Raw genomic sequence first — 16,305 nt, forward strand, 5'->3', positions numbered from 1 at the left:
AGGGGGAAAATATCCCCCTAATTTATACTATTTTACGTGACATTTTTTACACGCAATTGGCCCTGTTGCCAGATTTTGCTTCTTTTTATTCTTATGGCAACCCATACAGCTTAGATTGCTTATTGGATTGTGATAAGCATTATAAGCGGAATTTTTAGCTCTCATCTGGGCTCCTTTGGCACCTAATATATCGTGACATCCTGAATCAACACATTTTTTTGGGGGGTTCTTTTTATCTGTCCATTTGTGGTGGCATACAGGGCATCCCAGCTTCACATGCTTTTGATGGGGAAAATTAACAGGGGCATAAACTGGATTTTTGGTCTTTCCCAAACATGCGTTCATCAAAACTGTCTTTGGCATCTTCATGGCCTCAATTACACTCCCTGTTAGAAAAAAAATCAATGCTCCGGCTACTGCCAATAAAAATACCTTTTTCATTTTGCACTACCTCCTTGTGTAATAATTCTGTTAAAAAATTTTTATGACCTTCTAATTTAATAGATTTCTCTTTGTCAAGGATCATATTGAGCCGTCCGTGGTAACTATATTTTAAAATTTTGCACAGCATCAACAATTTTTTCCATATCAACTATGTCGTGGGCAAAGGAAGTAAACATACATTCAAAATTAGCTGGTGGTATGAATATATTTGAATTTCTCATATGGATAAAAAATTTTGAGAATGTATTTACATTAGTTGTTGCTGCATCTTTAAAATTGGTCACCCTTTCTTTTTCAGTAAAAAATATTGTAAAAGCCGATCCAATGTGATTTATGGTTGTTGGTATAGAATTTTTGTTAAAACTTGATTCAATGGAATCTACTAATTTTTTTGTGTAAGATTCAAGTTCATAGTAATTGCTCTTTTTGAGGACTTCTAAAGTGGCTATGCCAGCAACCATTGCCACTGGATTTCCAGAAAGGGTCCCAGCCTGATACACATCTCCTTCAGGTGCTAGGTGTTCCATGATTTCTCGTGGTCCCCCAAATGCGCCAACAGGAAATCCACCACCAATAATTTTACCAAGACAGGTCAAATCTGGTTTGATTTTAAAGATATTTTGTACCCCACCATAGGTAAATCTAAATCCAGTTATTACTTCATCAAATATAAGTAAACTGCCGTATTCTTGGGTGATCTTTCTAAGTTCTTTTAAAAAATTATCTTCTGGTGGGATAAGTCCCATATTTCCGGCAATTGGCTCCACAATAACACAGGCAATATCTTCCCCATGTTGTTTAAAAAGTCTTTTTACCTCATCAAGATCGTTATATTCAGCAATTAATGTATTTTTTACTATATCTTCAGGCACTCCTGGGGTCCCTGGAATAGAAAAAGTAGCTACCCCTGAGCCAGCCTTTGCAAGTAAATGATCTACATGTCCATGGTAACACCCATTAAATTTTAATATTTTTTTTCTCTTGGTATAACCCCTTGCCAGGCGAATGGCGCTCATGGTGGCTTCGGTGCCAGAATTTACCATTCTCACATTTTCTATACTGGGTATGGCCTCACAGATCATTTCAGCCAAAATTACTTCAGCCTCACATGGGGCTCCAAAACTAGAACCTAAGTCTATTGCATTCTTGGCTGCTTCTATCACCTCTGGATGTGCATGACCCAAAATTAGAGGCCCCCAGGAAAGGACAAGGTCAACAAATTCTTCGCCATCAACAGAATAGATCTTACTCCCCTTTCCTTTTTTTATAAAAATCGGTTCAGCACCCACACTTTTACATGCCCTAACAGGGCTATTTACCCCACCTGGAATAACATTTAATGCCCTATTAAACAAATGAGCTGATCTATTCATAAGGTTCTCCTGGATTTGTTGTAGATTAAAAATACTTCATTGAAGTTTTTTTGAGTTCTCCCTCACTAAAAAGAAGTTGATAATCCTTTATTCCTGTTAATTTTTGCAGTTCTTTTACAAGAAAGTTGCATTCACTTTCACATCTTCCATGAATCATTGTATAGAGGTTATATGGCCAGCTCGGAGATGTTTTGCGTATATAACAATGTGTTATTTCAGGCCTATTAATAAATATGTCTTTAATTTTCTCTATTTTTTCTTCTGGTTCAATCTTCCAAGCCACCATGACATTACATTCATATCCTGCAATTTGATGTTTTAAAGTTGCACCAAATCTTCTTATTATGCCCTTAGATTTAAGGTCTTTTAAAAAATTCAAAACTTCCTCTTCAGTTATACCAATTTTGTTTGCAATTTCCAGAAATGGCATGGGACTGTCTGGAATATTGTCCTGAACTATCTTTAGGATCTCCAGCTCTGTTTTATTAAATTCAATTGTTTTTTTCATATCCTGGCCTGAAAGAAATTTTCAAAAATTTTACGTAAATCCATCATCACAATGTAGTGGAACTATTTCCCTACAGCCACTATCATTCAATGAATAAAATGTTAGATGATTGGTGAATACTTTGTCAAGGAAAGTTAAAAATCCACTGTAGTTTTAACCAAAGTTGACAAACTTGAAGGAAAAGGATTAGATAACTCCAAAAAATTATGGAAAGGAGAGGCTGTTTTGAAAATAGGAGTATTAGGAGCTGGTTCATGGGGAACGACCTTAGCTAATTTGCTTGCATCAAAAGGATATAAGGTAATTTTATGGGTGAGGGAAGAGGAGCTTTTAGAGGAGATTAAAAAAAAGGGAATTAATACCTGGTTTTTACCAGAGATAAAGTTAAATTCCAACCTTTGTTATACAAATTCTTTAAAAGAAGCAGTAATTGATACTGTTTTTATTTTAATAGTAGTACCTGCCCAGTTTATAAGGGAAGTGGTGAGGGAAATAGGACCTTATTTAACAAAAAATAAAATAATTGTATGTGCAAGTAAAGGGATTGAAGTAGGATCACTTAAAACCTTATCCCAGGTTATATTTGAAGAATTATCTGGTCTTGAACCCATATATGGAGTGCTATCAGGACCATCCTTTGCAAAAGAAGTGTCTCTAGGTTATCCCACTGCTGTATCTATTGGGTGTGATCACAAACAAGTTTGCGAGAGGCTTCAAAAAATTTTTTCCACAAAGACTTTCAGGGTGTATAGGAATGAAGATTATAGAGGAGTTGAGCTTGGAGGTGCAATAAAAAATGTCATTGCCATTGGTGCAGGTATTTGCGATGGGTTGGGATTTGGATATAACCCCAGAGCAGCACTTATAACCAGAGGGCTTGCTGAGATGTCCAGACTGGGAGTTATGATGGGAGCAAAAAAAGAGACTTTTATGGGTTTATCAGGACTTGGTGATCTGGTTTTAACCTGTACTGGAGATCTTAGCCGCAACAGAAAGGTAGGACTTAGAATTGGCAGAGGAGAAAAACTAAAGGATATATTAAATAGTATGAAGATGGTTGCAGAAGGGGTGAAGACCTGCGAGGCACTTTACGAGCTGGGTAGAAAAAAAGGGGTAGATATGCCAATAACTACTCAAGTTTATAAAATACTATATGAAGATAAAGATCCAAAGAGTGCTGTTGAGGAATTAATGGTGAGGGATTTGAAACCTGAGTATTATTGATGTTTACACGTTATTTTCTCTTTTTATAGCAAATTAAAGACGCTAGTTGCTTGACAAAGAAAATTTTAGAACATACAATACACTGAATTTTAACAGATTGTAAAGGATTTCAATAAGATAGTTTATTTTTAAAGTTTTTAATAGTTCCATAAGGGAGGATTATATGGAGAAAAAAGCCAAGAAAGTGAAGGAGAAAAAGTTTTCCGCTAAAGATTTTACAATTTGTGATGCTACTGCCCAAATGCTGGAGAGGACTCATAAGGATGGTGTTTCAACGGTTTTTGAGCGTGCAGCAGATATGAAGCCATGTCCTATAGGTTCTGATTCTGCCTGTTGTAAGCACTGTTCCATGGGACCATGCAGATTAAATGCAAAGGATCCTTATTCAAAAACAGGTGTTTGTGGGGCAACAATTGATACCATACAGGCAAGGAATTTTGCAAGGATGGTTGCATCTGGTGCTGCTGCTCATACAGACCATGGTATGGCTATGCTGGATATTTTCAGGGAAGTAGTTACTGGAAAGATCAAGGATTATCAGATTAAGGACCCAATTAAATTAATTGAGGTTGCAAAGGCTATTGATATAGAGACAGAAGGACGCTCTATTGAGGAGATAGCAAAGGATTTATATGAAGAATTAGAGAGAACCTATACACAGGTTGAAGGTGAGATTCCATTTGTTAAAAGGGTCCCAGAAGCAACAGTAGAAACATGGAGAAAATTGGGTATTGTTCCTAGAGGTGCAATGAGAGAGATTATGGAGACCATGCACAGGACCCATATTGGTGTGGATCAACACTATGAAAATATTACTTTGCAATTTAGCAGATGTGCCTTGTCTGACGGGTGGGGTGGTTCCATGGTTGCCACAGAGATCTCTGACATCCTTTATGGTACTCCATCTGCTGTGCTCGCCAATGTCAATATGGGAGTTTTAAAAGAGGATTATGTAAATGTAATAATTCATGGACATGAGCCAAATCTTTTTGAGTCAATGTTGGCCTCAGTAAATGATCCAGCCTTAATCGAGGCCGCAAAAGAGGCTGGCGCAAAAGGTATAAATGTTGCTGGAATGTGTTGTTCTGGTGCTGAAGTATTGTCCAGGCATGGAATCCCCCATGCTGGTAATTTCTTGTCCACTGAATTGGTTCTTGCAACTGGTGCTGTCGATGCTATGGGTGTGGATGTTCAGTGTATTATGCAGGGCCTTAGCACTGTTGCTAAATGTTATAATACATTTTTGTTTACCACAAATCCAAGGGCAAAGATTGAAGGTGCTGAACACATTGAATTAGATGAGCATAATCCAAAGAAGTGTACTGATGAAATCGTAATCAGGGCAATTGCAAGGTTTAAGAATAGAAAGGTAAAAGTTGAGATCCCACAAATAGTAAATCCTGGTATTCACGGTTTTTCTCATGAATATATAAAATATGCCCTTGGTGGAACATTTAGGGCATCTTATAAGCCTTTAAATGAAAATATTATAAATGGTAGGATTCGTGGACTTGCTGGAGTAGTTGGATGTACTAATCCCAGGGTAAAACACGATTATGTGCATGTGGAGTTGGTAAAAGAGCTTATTAAAAAGGACGTTTTGGTCCTCCAGACAGGTTGTTCCCAGATATCCCTTGCTAAAGCGGGTCTTTTAGTACCTGAAGCAGCTCATTTGGCTGGTGATGGTCTTGCTGAGGTGTGTGAGACTGTTGGTATGCCACCTGTACTTGGAATGGGTTCTTGTGTTGACAATAGTAGAATTTTGATTGCAGCCGCAGAAGTAGTCAAAACAGGTGGTCTTGGAAATTCCCTTGCAGATGTCCCTGTTGCAGGTGCTGCTCCAGAATGGATGAGTGAAAAGGCCATATCTATTGGTCAATACTTTGTTGCCTCAGGTGTATATACTGTCTTTGGAGTTACCTTCCCAACTGTGGAAGGCACTAAGTTCCATGAACTACTCTTTAGCGGTCTGGAAAAAATGGGTCTTGGATGCTGGGGCTTTGCAGAAGATCCATACGAAATGGCAAAACTCATGATTGCCCACATTGACAAAAAGAGAAAGGCCCTTGGCATTGACAAGGCAAGAGAAAGGATACTTTTTGATATGGCTGCCAGACGTGAGTTGGATGCAGCTGCATAAAATTTGACTTATTTAGCTATTGATAATAAAAGGGAGTCTGATATTGCAGACTCCCTTTTTATTTTTTTATTTTGGAGCAAAGAGATGGAAGCAGAAAGACAAAAGGCAAAAATCTTATTAGAATCCCTTCCATATATTAGAGAATTCTACAAACAGACCATTGTTATAAAATATGGCGGTCACGCCATGATTGATGAAAATTTAAAAATGGCCTTTGCCCTGAATGTTATTTTATTAAAATATATTGGTATAAATCCTGTGATAGTCCACGGAGGTGGACCACAGATTGGAAATATGCTTAAAAAACTAAAAATTGATTCCAAGTTCAGACAAGGTTTAAGGGTCACTGATGAAAAGACCATGGATGTGGTGGAAATGGTCTTAGTGGGTAAGGTCAACAAAGAGATTGTAAATTTAATAAATTTAATGGGCGGAAAGGGGGTTGGACTCTCAGGTAAAGATGGATGGATAATTAAGGCAAGAAAGCTGGAAATGGTAGTATCAAAACAAGATGCCCCACCAGAGATAATAGACCTTGGAAAGGTTGGCGAAGTTGTTAGTATTCAAAACGAATTAATCAAAACCTTAGAAGATAAAGGATTTATTCCGGTTATAGCACCAGTAGGTGTTGATGAAGAGGGAAACACTTATAATATTAATGCAGATGATGTGGCTGCTGCTATAGCTTCAGCATTAAAGGCAAAAAGACTTATTTTGTTGACAGATGTGCCAGGTATTATGTCTAAAGGTGAGTTGATTTCTTCAATAAATAGAAAAAAGGCCCTTGAGGCCATATCCACTGGCATTATAAGAGGTGGTATGGTACCGAAAGTAAAATGTTGTATTGAGGCATTGGAAGAGGGTGTTGAAAAGACCCACATCATTGATGGACGTATTGAAAATTCAATTATTTTAGAGCTATTTACAAAGGCTGGAATAGGAACTGAGATCGTCAAATAAAGGAAATGAGAAATAGTAAAAACACCTATATTTCTTTAATTGTCAGAATAAAAAAATTAAAACAAAGCAAAATTAGCTCTATTGTAAATCAGCGAATCCATGAGTTCATAAACTTAGGCAAAGGCAATAGTAAAGATATCTTTAAGGAGCTTTGTTTTTGTATCCTTACAGCAAATTTTAATGCTCAAAAGAGTATTTTGATTCAGGAAAGACTTAAGGATGAATTTTTGTATGTAGAAGAAAAAGACCTTTCAAAATCCCTCAAAACTCATGGGCATAGATTCCCAAAAAAGAGGGCACAATTCATTGTATCTGCAAGAAAGTATATGGATTCTATAAAAGAGATTATTTTTTCAATTCAAGATAAAGAAGAAAAAAGGGAGTGGCTTGTAAAAAATATTAAAGGTATTGGATATAAAGAGGCCAGCCATTTTTTAAGAAATATTGGATTTTTAGATTATGCTATTGTGGATTTTCACATAATACACTTGTTAGAGAGAGAGGGTCTTGTAAAAAGACCCAACTCTCTCACTAAAAAAAGGTATTTACAGATTGAATCTGTGCTTGAGGAAATAGGTTCTCGTGTCTGCTTGCAACTGGGAGAGCTGGATCTATATCTCTGGTATATGGAAACAGGGAAGGTCCTTAAATAAAGGAGGAGATAAAAAATGGATGAGTTTTTTGAAATAGAAGTTACTCAAAAAGACTCAAACTTATATTTAAAATTATATTTTTGCAAGAATGATCAAAAAATTTGTATTGTTGATAATATTTCTGACATTAAAACTTTAAACAGCCTAAAAGAAAAAATAAAAAAAAGCATTGATAATGCCTTTTTAAAAGGTGAAAAATTCTTTTTAGAATTTGAAAAGAACAAACAAGAGACTTCAGAGCAAGATGATCCCTCAAAGATCTGGGAAAAGATGGCTGCAATGGAAGATGATGAGATGATATCTTATTTTAATTCCTTACCTGAAGAGATGAGAAAAAAGGTTTCTTCCTATGTATTTAGCACTGTGAATATGTTTAAAGGTAAAGGGCTTATATTTGCTACCTGCTTTAACCAGCAAAATTCTCTAATTGAAAAGGATTAATTAAAATTTTTTTATCAATTTTTCAGGGGCCACCATCTTTCCAAGGATGGAGACCCCGAGGTGCAAATGGGGTCCTGACACTCTACCACTTTTTCCAGACAGGCCTATGACCTCTCCTTTTTTTACCTTTTGTCCTTGTCTTACCAGTATTTTTTTTAGATGAAAATACATGCTAACTATCCCATATCCATGGTCTATATAGATAGACTTTCCAGAAAAAAATTGATCCATAGTAAGGGCAACAATTCCAGAATTGATTGCCTTAACTGGGGTTCCCTCTTTTGCCTTTATATCTATCCCTGTATGGATTGAAGGATTTTTATTGTTTATTATTCTCACCCGTCCATAAGGAGAAGATATCTTCAACGGAAAAATAGGAGGAATAAAGTCTTTTTCATAATAACGTTTTTTTGTTACTTTAAACAACACAGATTCTACAATCCTTTTTTCTCTAAAATATCTCTTTAAGTCTTTTTTAGATAAAGAAGAAAATTTTCTGGGTACCTGGATTCTGGTTATACTTGATTTTCTTTTCTTTAAATATATCCTCTTTAAAATTTTTTTATTGCCGTATTTTATTGTTAATAATTTAAAACCAGGTTTATCTCTTTTTATATCACTTCCAAGAAATATCGTTATTGTATTGTGATTTAAACAAGTTAGCTCAAGTTTTCTATTTAACCAGAAAATTTGTATATGTAATGGTGTTTTTTTGAAGTATATCTTAAGTTCAAAGGGATCGCCAATTACGACATTTTTTGGCACAATAATTTTAATACTGTTCTTTTTGGGAGGATATAGACTTTTGCTAAAACCAACATAGTCCATAAAAAATACCATGTAAAAGATAATTAAAGGGTATGAAAATTTTTTCATAATAACACCCTTTATTCCTTGTGATTTTTTTTAATTTAAGTTACAAAACACAACCAATATATGGACTATTTTTGTCTTCTAAAAAATAGTAAGTTCGTAAAAAATTTCCCTATGAGGTCCTTAATATTTCTTCTTATCAACTTAAAAATATTCTTTGGAACTAAAACTAAGTCCTTGATAAAATCCTTAATTTCAGGCAAACTAATCTCTTGCATTCTAAATATAGAGTTAGAGCACCCTCCTTTATGGTTCTAGCTTATTTTTTCTCTTTCACCTCACCCTAAAGGATGATGCCCATTTTTTCTATAAAAAATTTACACAAATTTTTTTTTACACTACCGCATTCACTGGTTGCAAACTTGAAAATTTTAAATTACCCTTTAATCAAAATTAATCAGAAGTAGTGAAATAACGAGCAAAATAAATCTATAAGGTCTTTTATTAAAATAGTCTTCATTTGAAATAATAGATTTGTCCTAAATTTTTTTAATAGGTTGGAAGGAGGGGAGATATAAATGAAAATTTTTGTTTTAGGAGCTGGTGCATTAGGCAGCCTTTTGGGTGCGAGACTGTCAAAAAAAAATGAGGTGCTTTTATATTCTACTAATCAAAAACATATGCAAGAGATAAAAGATAAGGGGCTAAAAATTGAAGAATTAAACAACGAAATACAAACATACAATTTGAGGGTTGTTTTGGATCCTGAAAAATTGAATTTTTCTCCTGACCTCGTTCTTGTTACTTTGAAAACTTATGCTACATATAGAGGAGTAAAGTACATAAAAAATAAGTTAAAAGGAGATCCCTTGTATCTTACTCTTCAAAATGGCATAGGCAATGTAGAATTGTTATGTAGTTTGCTTTCAAGAGACAGAGTAATAGCTGGAATAACTGCCCAGGGCGCCACATTTGTTAGACCAGGATATATCCGTCATGGAGGAAATGGTGTAACATACATTGGTGAAATTGAAGGAGATCCAACTGAAAGGATTCATAAAATTGTAGAAAATTTTAATCAGTGTGGAATAAAATGTTCCGAGACAAATGAAACAAATAAACTGATCTGGCAAAAACTGTTGATAAATATTGGAATTAATGCAATTACAGCAATTGCAAGGGTTAAAAATGGTTATATTTCAAGATCTGAATATGCTAGAGAAATAGCGAAACTGGCAGTAGAAGAAGCCATTTTAGTAGCAAAAAAGATGGGTCTTGATTTTAAAAAAGATATTTTTGATGAGGTTATAGATGTTGCACAAAAAACAGAAAAAAATATATCATCTATGCATCAGGATGTGGCAAACAAAAAACCCACAGAAATAGATGCAATAAACGGTGCTATTGTAAAATATGGAGAAAAATTTCATATTCCCATTCCTACAAATAAAACACTAACTTGTCTAATAAAATTAATTGAACAAAAATATATGGAGGAACAAAATGACTAAATCCCTGACTATACCAGATATAATCAATTCAAAAGGGAAAAGAAAATTAACTATGTTAACTGCTTATGATTATCCTACTGCACTTATAGTTGATCGATGTGGAATTGACATGATACTGGTAGGAGATTCCCTTGCAATGGTTGTATTAGGATATAAAGACACATTAGCAGTTACCATGGATCAGATGATTCATCATACAAAGGCAGTTACAAATGCAGTTAACCATGCAGTGGTTATTGGAGATATGCCTTTTTTGTCTTATCAAGCTAGCGTTGAACAGGCAGTTTTAAATGCAGGCAGGTTCTTGAAAGAAGCAGGTGCTCATGCAGTAAAGTTAGAAGGAGGAGCCACTGTGTTGCCACAAATAAAGGCGATTATAAATGCAGGAATACCTGTTCAGGGTCATCTTGGCTTAACGCCGCAGAGCGCAGCCCAACTAGGGGGCTTCAAAGTGCAGGGAAAAACAGCAGAGGCAGCCAAAAAACTTTTAGAGGATGCCCTTATACTTGCAGATGCAGGATGTTTTAGTATAGTTTTAGAGGCAATTCCAGCTCCAATTGCAGAGATTATTACGGAAAGATGCCCTGTCCCTACTATTGGCATTGGTGCAGGTGCAGGTTGCGATGGTCAGGTGCTTGTATTTCATGACCTGGTTGGTCTATTTGACAGATTTGTTCCCAAATTTGTAAAGCAGTATGCCAATATATCAAAGGAAATAGAAAAGGCCATTTTAAAATTTAAAGAAGAGGTGGAATCAGGAAAATTCCCAGGAAAAGAACACTCTTTTACTATGAATAAAGAAGAATTAGACAAAATAAAATGAACAAAGAGACTTTAAATCTGCTTAAAAAAAATCTCTCACCTATTCCCGGAATAATGGGAAGGGAAAAATTTTTTAATGCAGCAGTATTAATTCCTCTTTTAGAGAAAGGAGAGGAATACTTTTTTTTGTTTGAAAAGCGAGCTTACAACATAAGACAGGGTGGAGAGATAAGTTTCCCTGGTGGAGAATTTGATCCAACACAGGATAGATCATGTGTAAATGCAGCTTTGAGGGAAACAGAGGAGGAGATAGGCCTTTCAAGGGAAAAGATTGAAGTTATTGGGAGGCTGGATACTTTTGTCTCTCCAAGGGGGTTAATTATAGAAAGTTTTATAGGTATTTTAAATATAGATGAAAATGATCTTCATCCAGATGAAAGGGAAGTTGAAGAGATTTTCACAATCCCAGTTTCCTGGTTTGAAAAAAATCCCCCTGAAAAATACCGTGCAAATGTAGAGGTTAAACCCTATTTTATAAATGAAAATGGAGAAAAAATTTTTACCTTTCCAGTTGATAACCTTGGCCTTCCCCCTCAGTATAAAGATCCTTGGCCTTCTTTAGATTATGACGTCTTTGTCTTTAAAAATCCATACACAATTGTGTGGGGAATCACAGCACGTCTTATTGTAGAATTTATCCTAAAAATAAACCCTGATTATTTAGGCACTTACTGATAAATTTTTTGCGTTTTTCTTTAAAGTCTTTTAAAAATAATCTAAATAAAGGTTATACATATGGGAATAAAGACTGAATACAAAACAGTTAAGCCATACATAACTAAAGATGGTTCAATAATAAGAGAATTAATACATCCAAATAGGCATGGAAACAAAAACCTCAGTCTAGCAGAGGCGATTGTCCCTCCAAAAGGAAGTACATTTTTGCACAAACACAACCTTTCCGAGGAAATATATTATATCCTTGAAGGAGAAGGTTTAATGAGTTTAGGAGATAAAAAATTTAATGTAAAAAAAGGAGATTCTGTGTGTATCCCACCTACCACTCCACATCAGGTAAGAAATATTGGAGAGATTCCTTTAAAAATCCTTTGCTGCTGTTCTCCTGCATATTCCCATGACGATACAGAATTGTTGGAGGAAAAGTAAAAAAGAGCATTTAAAGAGATAAGTAAGGAAGTGGAGAGATTACCATTAAAAGGGGCGCAAGGTCTCAGTAATAGAGGTAATGGGAGTTAAGAGGTTTTTGTATAAGGGGTACATTATGAATCCTTTTTCCTCTATTCGTAGGATTTTTAACGATCCGATTGTAAGGGGTTTTATTTTAACCACTCTAATCTTATTAGGTGTAGGTCTTGAAAGGAGCCTTTTAAATGAGGATACAAATCAGATTGGCTCCTGCTTTTTTCTTTTAGGAAATATATTAGGTTATCCTGTAGGGATCTGGATTTGGCGTTTCTATCCAAAGAGCAAATTACCTCTTTATTTTTGGCAGATTGAATCATGTCTTATTGCCTTTACATTATTAAAGGGAAAGATTTTTGCTCCATTTCTTTTTTTTGTCATTGGGCTGTTTTTTCCCCTATTGTTAATCCATCTTTTTTTGCTAATGAATAGCGATTTAATATTAAAAAATTATGTGAAAAAGATTGGAATAGGCATATTAATTGGAAATATTCTGCTCTTTTTCCTGGCAAAATTTTCTTATCCTTTGAATATTATTTGGCTCTGTATTGCAATTGCTAGTTGGAGGATTAAACGCCCAGAAGACAATCCTTTTGTAAGAGTTGTTAATTCTTCTTCTTTTTTAGACAAGACCTATTTCTTTTTTTTAATTTCTTTGCTTTTTTTCTATACCATAGGAGGTTTGTACTATAATTTATTAGAAAGTTTTTCTTTCAACTCATTTATCTATTTTGATGAGCTCAGTTATGGTTTATATATTTTAGGAATTATATGTACAATTTTATTAGCATCTATTGAAGACAGGATGCCTCCTTTTTTAGCTATTTCAATAATGGGTTGTGTACTTCTTTTTATGATGCCTCCTTCAAGTATTTCACCTTATGGAATTGGGGTAATGGATTTTAGCTTTGGTATTATGGATGCGTATTCAATTGCTTTTATGTTTTTTCAAGCAAGCTCATTTTTTGAACTCGCTCTGGGACTGTCTTTGTACCCACTAGCAATTCTCTTAAATATAATATCTTTAAGATATGGAGTTATTGAAAGAAACATTGATATTAAGCTAAGTCTTATTTTTTTATTTTTGACCCTTATTCCTTTAAGTCTTTTTACTAAAAAAAGATTTTATAAAAAAAAGACCTCTGCTATTTTGGCACTTCCTCCATCAGAAAAAAATAAGGTTAAGGAAATTAAACAAATACCAAATGATGAGGAAAAATTGAATAGATCATTTGATCCTGAAATAACACAAATAGCAACTATAATAGGACTGTCTGATAGGGAAAAGGATGTTTTTTATAAACTCATCAAAGAAAAAAAATTAAAAGAGATTGCCCAGGAATTAAATTTGGCATTAGGTACTGTAAAGGCCCTTTCTAGTAGGATATATGAGAAGGCAGAGGTAAAAAATAGAATAGAGCTAAAAAACAAAGTAAACCCCAAAAAATCTTAGTTTAAATTTAGGTTTACAAAAAGTTTATATAAAGTTTATGTAAAGTTTATGTAAATAATTTCTATTTATTGTGAAAAATTTTTCCCTCATTCTGCCCAAATAAATTTTCTTTTATTTATATACAATAGAATAATATCTTCCCCTCTTTATATGAACTTCATTCCATAAACTTTTTAGGTTTACAAAGTTTATTGAATAAAAAAAACTGTAAAATCAATATATTATCTAGGAATACTATATGCTGAAAATAGATTCGTTAGTATTATCAATATTTTTCATTTTTATTAAAGTTAAGGAGGTAGGAAAATGTTTAAAAAATCGATTTTAATTTTTTGGGTTTTGTTTGTTTTTGTGGCGTCTTCGGCATCTGCTGCTTCATTTCAAAACGGAGATTTTTCCTCAGGTTTCACTGGGTGGTCAGGGGAGATAATGGATACAAATTTTTCTACAACAACTGTAGATCCTGACACTTCATCCTATTTTAGTATAGTTTCTCCCAATAATCAGGCCCAGATAAGTCTTGATGACACTTATTCCCGACTTTGATAGTTAAAAAGTTTAAAAATCAATTATATTAGCATGTTATAATTTTAAAAATGAGGGAATTTTACCTACAAACCTTTAGAGTGATGGAAAGAGATATTTTTTCATTTCCTCTTCAGACATTATGTGTTTCATATTTTTTATTTTAAAAATTTCAAACATCTTACTTGCCAATTTATTATGTTTGGTTTTGAGATAATATTTCTTACCATTTATGTCTGTTTCTATTGCATTTATCTCTTTTAAAGCATTTATTATACCAGCTGAAGTAATTACCATGTCCTGAGTTTTTTTATTGTATTTTAATCTATGTTCTATATGTTTTAATAAAAAATAGGCTAAAAACGAGACTATAATATGACCTTTTATCCTTTTAGGAGTGTAATGATAAATAGGCCTTATATTCAAATCAGTCTTTAATTCTCTAAAAGCACTTTCAACGTTATATATTTGCTTATGGATTTTTATCACTTTTAGTGCTGGCATATTAACATCTGAACACGCCAAAGTATAATATCCGTCATATTTTTTATCTTCTTCTATTTTCTTTAAATTTAATCTATATCTAACTTTGCCACCATCACAATATTTTTCTATATATTTTTCTTTACCTTTTATTTTATTTTTTTGAAGCTTTTTTATAACTTTATTAATTAATTTATCTCTTTCTTTTTTGTCTTTTAATGTCCTTTTATCTGAATATGTAGCTACTATTTTATGATTTAATTCAATCTCTTGATAACTTTTTGAAGTCTTTACCTTTCTTTTTTCTAGGACCTCAAATTCCTTATATGCATAGACTCCTTCTTTCTCATTATATGTTATAACTTCATATCCTTCTTTATCTAATATTTTATCTTGGATTTTAGTATTTTTGAACTTATATCCTACTATATATTCATATCCCCTTTTTTTAATCTCCTTTAAATTCAAAGAATTACTTATACCCCTATCGGCAACTACGATTATTTTTTCTAATTTATACTTCTTTTTTAGCCTATCAAGACTGTCCAACAACGTCTTACTTTCTGCTTTATTTCCTTCATATATATCAAAACTTATAGGAAATCCATCAGAATCTATCAATAATGAGAGAACTATCTGAACTTCATTATTTTTATGATCTTTACTTAAACCATATTTCCTTAATTCATCTTCTTTTTTACTCTCAAAATATAATGTAGTTACATCAAAAAAACATACTTTTAATTCCCTATCTATTAATTTTAAACTCCTGTGAAATAAATATTCTTCTAATTCCTCTTTGCATTCTTCTAACATATCTAAAGTTTTGTATAAATCCTGAAGAGATAATTCTTCATTAAGATATAAAAACATATCTTTATTATTAAAATACCCTAACTTAGATAACTCGCTTACTAACAATCTGTTTATCACCAAAGTAAAAACCGTTTTTACAAAATCAAAAGCAACTCTTCTTTTTTTTAATAGACTCGAAAAAAAATTACCCAATTTATATTTATTCCAGATTTCTTTAATAATAATATAAGAATAATTTTTAATACAAGCCTCTTGAGTGTTAATTTTATCAATAGAAGTAAAAACATTTTGGGCATAGAGTTCGAACAATTTTTCAAAAGCAGGAAACATAAGATGGAGCTTGTCGGCCCTACCGAGATTAGCCACGGTTTTATGTCTAACTTTATTATCTTCAGTTCTATAAGAATAAACAATGCGAACATATTCATAGCCTTTGACCTTAGAAACTTTAAGGAACATACTCCCCCCTTTAGTTAGACTGCATAGATATGTTAATAAATTCTTTATTTTTAGTCAATAAAAAAGTATTAATATTGTAAAGTTAGGACTACAAAATTTTTTGATAAAAAATATATGTAACTGATCTGATTAAACTTTTATAAAAAAATACCCCCAAATTCCACTAATTTCCTACTCTAACTGTCAAAGTCGGGAGAAGGCAGAGGTAAAAAATAGAATAGAGCTAAAAAACAAAGTAAACCCCAAAAAATCTTAGTTTAAATTTAGGTTTACAAAAAGTTTATATAAAGTTTATGTAAAGTTTATGTAAATAATTTCTATTTATTGTGAAAAATTTTTCCCTCATTCTGCCCAAATAAATTTTCTTTTATTTATATACAATAGAATAATATCTTCCCCTCTTTATATGAACTTCATTCCATAAACTTTTTAGGTTTACAAAGTTTATTGAATAAAAAAAACTGTAAAATCAATATATTATCTAGGAATACTATATGCTGAAAATAGATTCGTTAGTATTATCAATATTTTTCATTT

16 protein-coding genes are annotated in these 16,305 nt (G+C 33.2%); 11 read left to right on the top strand and 5 right to left on the bottom strand.

Translation table 11 applies throughout. From position 1 onward, the window contains the following. Positions 1-27: 27 nt before the first annotated feature. From ACYQ1E_RS04345 to ahbB, 3 genes are all read right to left on the bottom strand, one after another. Positions 28-441 (bottom strand): cytochrome c3 family protein, encoded by a 414-nt coding sequence (locus tag ACYQ1E_RS04345; RefSeq protein WP_459875701.1) that lies wholly within the window; start codon positions 439-441, stop codon positions 28-30. A 104-nt stretch (positions 442-545) separates the two neighbouring features. Then, positions 546-1,817 (bottom strand): glutamate-1-semialdehyde 2,1-aminomutase, encoded by a 1,272-nt coding sequence (gene hemL, locus ACYQ1E_RS04350; RefSeq protein ID WP_459875703.1) that lies wholly within the window; start codon positions 1,815-1,817, stop codon positions 546-548. Between the two features lie 25 nt (positions 1,818-1,842). Continuing rightward, positions 1,843-2,325, bottom strand: a complete 483-nt coding sequence (ahbB, locus tag ACYQ1E_RS04355) for a siroheme decarboxylase subunit beta (protein ID WP_459875707.1) — start codon at positions 2,323-2,325, stop codon at positions 1,843-1,845. A gap of 225 nt (positions 2,326-2,550) precedes the next feature. On the opposite strand from ahbB, the gene ACYQ1E_RS04360 reads away from it, so the two are divergent. From ACYQ1E_RS04360 to ACYQ1E_RS04380, 5 genes are all read left to right on the top strand, one after another. Then, positions 2,551-3,549, top strand: coding sequence for an NAD(P)H-dependent glycerol-3-phosphate dehydrogenase (locus tag ACYQ1E_RS04360; protein WP_459875710.1), 999 nt, complete (start codon positions 2,551-2,553; stop codon positions 3,547-3,549). A gap of 163 nt (positions 3,550-3,712) precedes the next feature. Next, positions 3,713-5,689, top strand: coding sequence for an anaerobic carbon-monoxide dehydrogenase catalytic subunit (gene cooS / locus ACYQ1E_RS04365; protein ID WP_459875713.1), 1,977 nt, complete (start codon positions 3,713-3,715; stop codon positions 5,687-5,689). Positions 5,690-5,773: 84 nt separating this feature from the next. After that, positions 5,774-6,649 carry an acetylglutamate kinase gene (argB, locus tag ACYQ1E_RS04370; RefSeq protein ID WP_459875716.1) on the top strand — a complete coding sequence of 292 codons (876 nt, stop codon included), beginning with the start codon at positions 5,774-5,776 and terminating at the stop codon, positions 6,647-6,649. A gap of 5 nt (positions 6,650-6,654) precedes the next feature. Continuing rightward, positions 6,655-7,302: an N-glycosylase/DNA lyase gene (locus tag ACYQ1E_RS04375; RefSeq protein WP_459875719.1), complete on the top strand. Its 648-nt coding sequence runs from the start codon at positions 6,655-6,657 to the stop codon at positions 7,300-7,302. Between the two features lie 15 nt (positions 7,303-7,317). Continuing rightward, positions 7,318-7,743 carry a hypothetical protein gene (locus tag ACYQ1E_RS04380; RefSeq protein ID WP_459875722.1) on the top strand — a complete coding sequence of 142 codons (426 nt, stop codon included), beginning with the start codon at positions 7,318-7,320 and terminating at the stop codon, positions 7,741-7,743. Here the strand turns inward: ACYQ1E_RS04380 and ACYQ1E_RS04385 are convergent, their stop codons facing one another. Further along, positions 7,744-8,619 (bottom strand): M23 family metallopeptidase, encoded by an 876-nt coding sequence (locus ACYQ1E_RS04385; protein WP_459875725.1) that lies wholly within the window; start codon positions 8,617-8,619, stop codon positions 7,744-7,746. 515 nt (positions 8,620-9,134) lie between these two features. Here ACYQ1E_RS04385 and ACYQ1E_RS04390 point away from each other — a divergent pair. The 6 genes from ACYQ1E_RS04390 (at position 9,135) to ACYQ1E_RS04415 (ending at position 14,031) form a co-directional block, all read left to right on the top strand. Beyond that, positions 9,135-10,067, top strand: coding sequence for a ketopantoate reductase family protein (locus ACYQ1E_RS04390; RefSeq protein WP_459875728.1), 933 nt, complete (start codon positions 9,135-9,137; stop codon positions 10,065-10,067). After that, positions 10,060-10,890 carry a 3-methyl-2-oxobutanoate hydroxymethyltransferase gene (gene panB, locus ACYQ1E_RS04395; RefSeq protein ID WP_459875731.1) on the top strand — a complete coding sequence of 277 codons (831 nt, stop codon included), beginning with the start codon at positions 10,060-10,062 and terminating at the stop codon, positions 10,888-10,890. Before ACYQ1E_RS04390 ends, panB begins: the two co-directional genes overlap by 8 nt. After that, positions 10,887-11,564, top strand: a complete 678-nt coding sequence (locus tag ACYQ1E_RS04400) for an NUDIX hydrolase (protein WP_459875734.1) — start codon at positions 10,887-10,889, stop codon at positions 11,562-11,564. Before panB ends, ACYQ1E_RS04400 begins: the two co-directional genes overlap by 4 nt. A 60-nt stretch (positions 11,565-11,624) precedes the next feature. Beyond that, positions 11,625-11,996 (top strand): cupin domain-containing protein, encoded by a 372-nt coding sequence (locus tag ACYQ1E_RS04405; protein WP_459875737.1) that lies wholly within the window; start codon positions 11,625-11,627, stop codon positions 11,994-11,996. Between the two features lie 115 nt (positions 11,997-12,111). After that, positions 12,112-13,485 carry a LuxR C-terminal-related transcriptional regulator gene (locus ACYQ1E_RS04410; protein WP_459875740.1) on the top strand — a complete coding sequence of 458 codons (1,374 nt, stop codon included), beginning with the start codon at positions 12,112-12,114 and terminating at the stop codon, positions 13,483-13,485. Between the two features lie 306 nt (positions 13,486-13,791). Continuing rightward, positions 13,792-14,031, top strand: a complete 240-nt coding sequence (locus ACYQ1E_RS04415) for a hypothetical protein (protein ID WP_459875743.1) — start codon at positions 13,792-13,794, stop codon at positions 14,029-14,031. A gap of 75 nt (positions 14,032-14,106) precedes the next feature. Here the strand turns inward: ACYQ1E_RS04415 and ACYQ1E_RS04420 are convergent, their stop codons facing one another. Continuing rightward, the gene (locus ACYQ1E_RS04420) at positions 14,107-15,768 is read right to left on the bottom strand and encodes an IS1634 family transposase (RefSeq protein WP_459874985.1); all 1,662 of its coding nucleotides are present in this window, start codon (positions 15,766-15,768) and stop codon (positions 14,107-14,109) included. Positions 15,769-16,305 lie beyond the last annotated feature (537 nt).

Source organism: Desulfothermus naphthae, assembly GCF_054657475.1.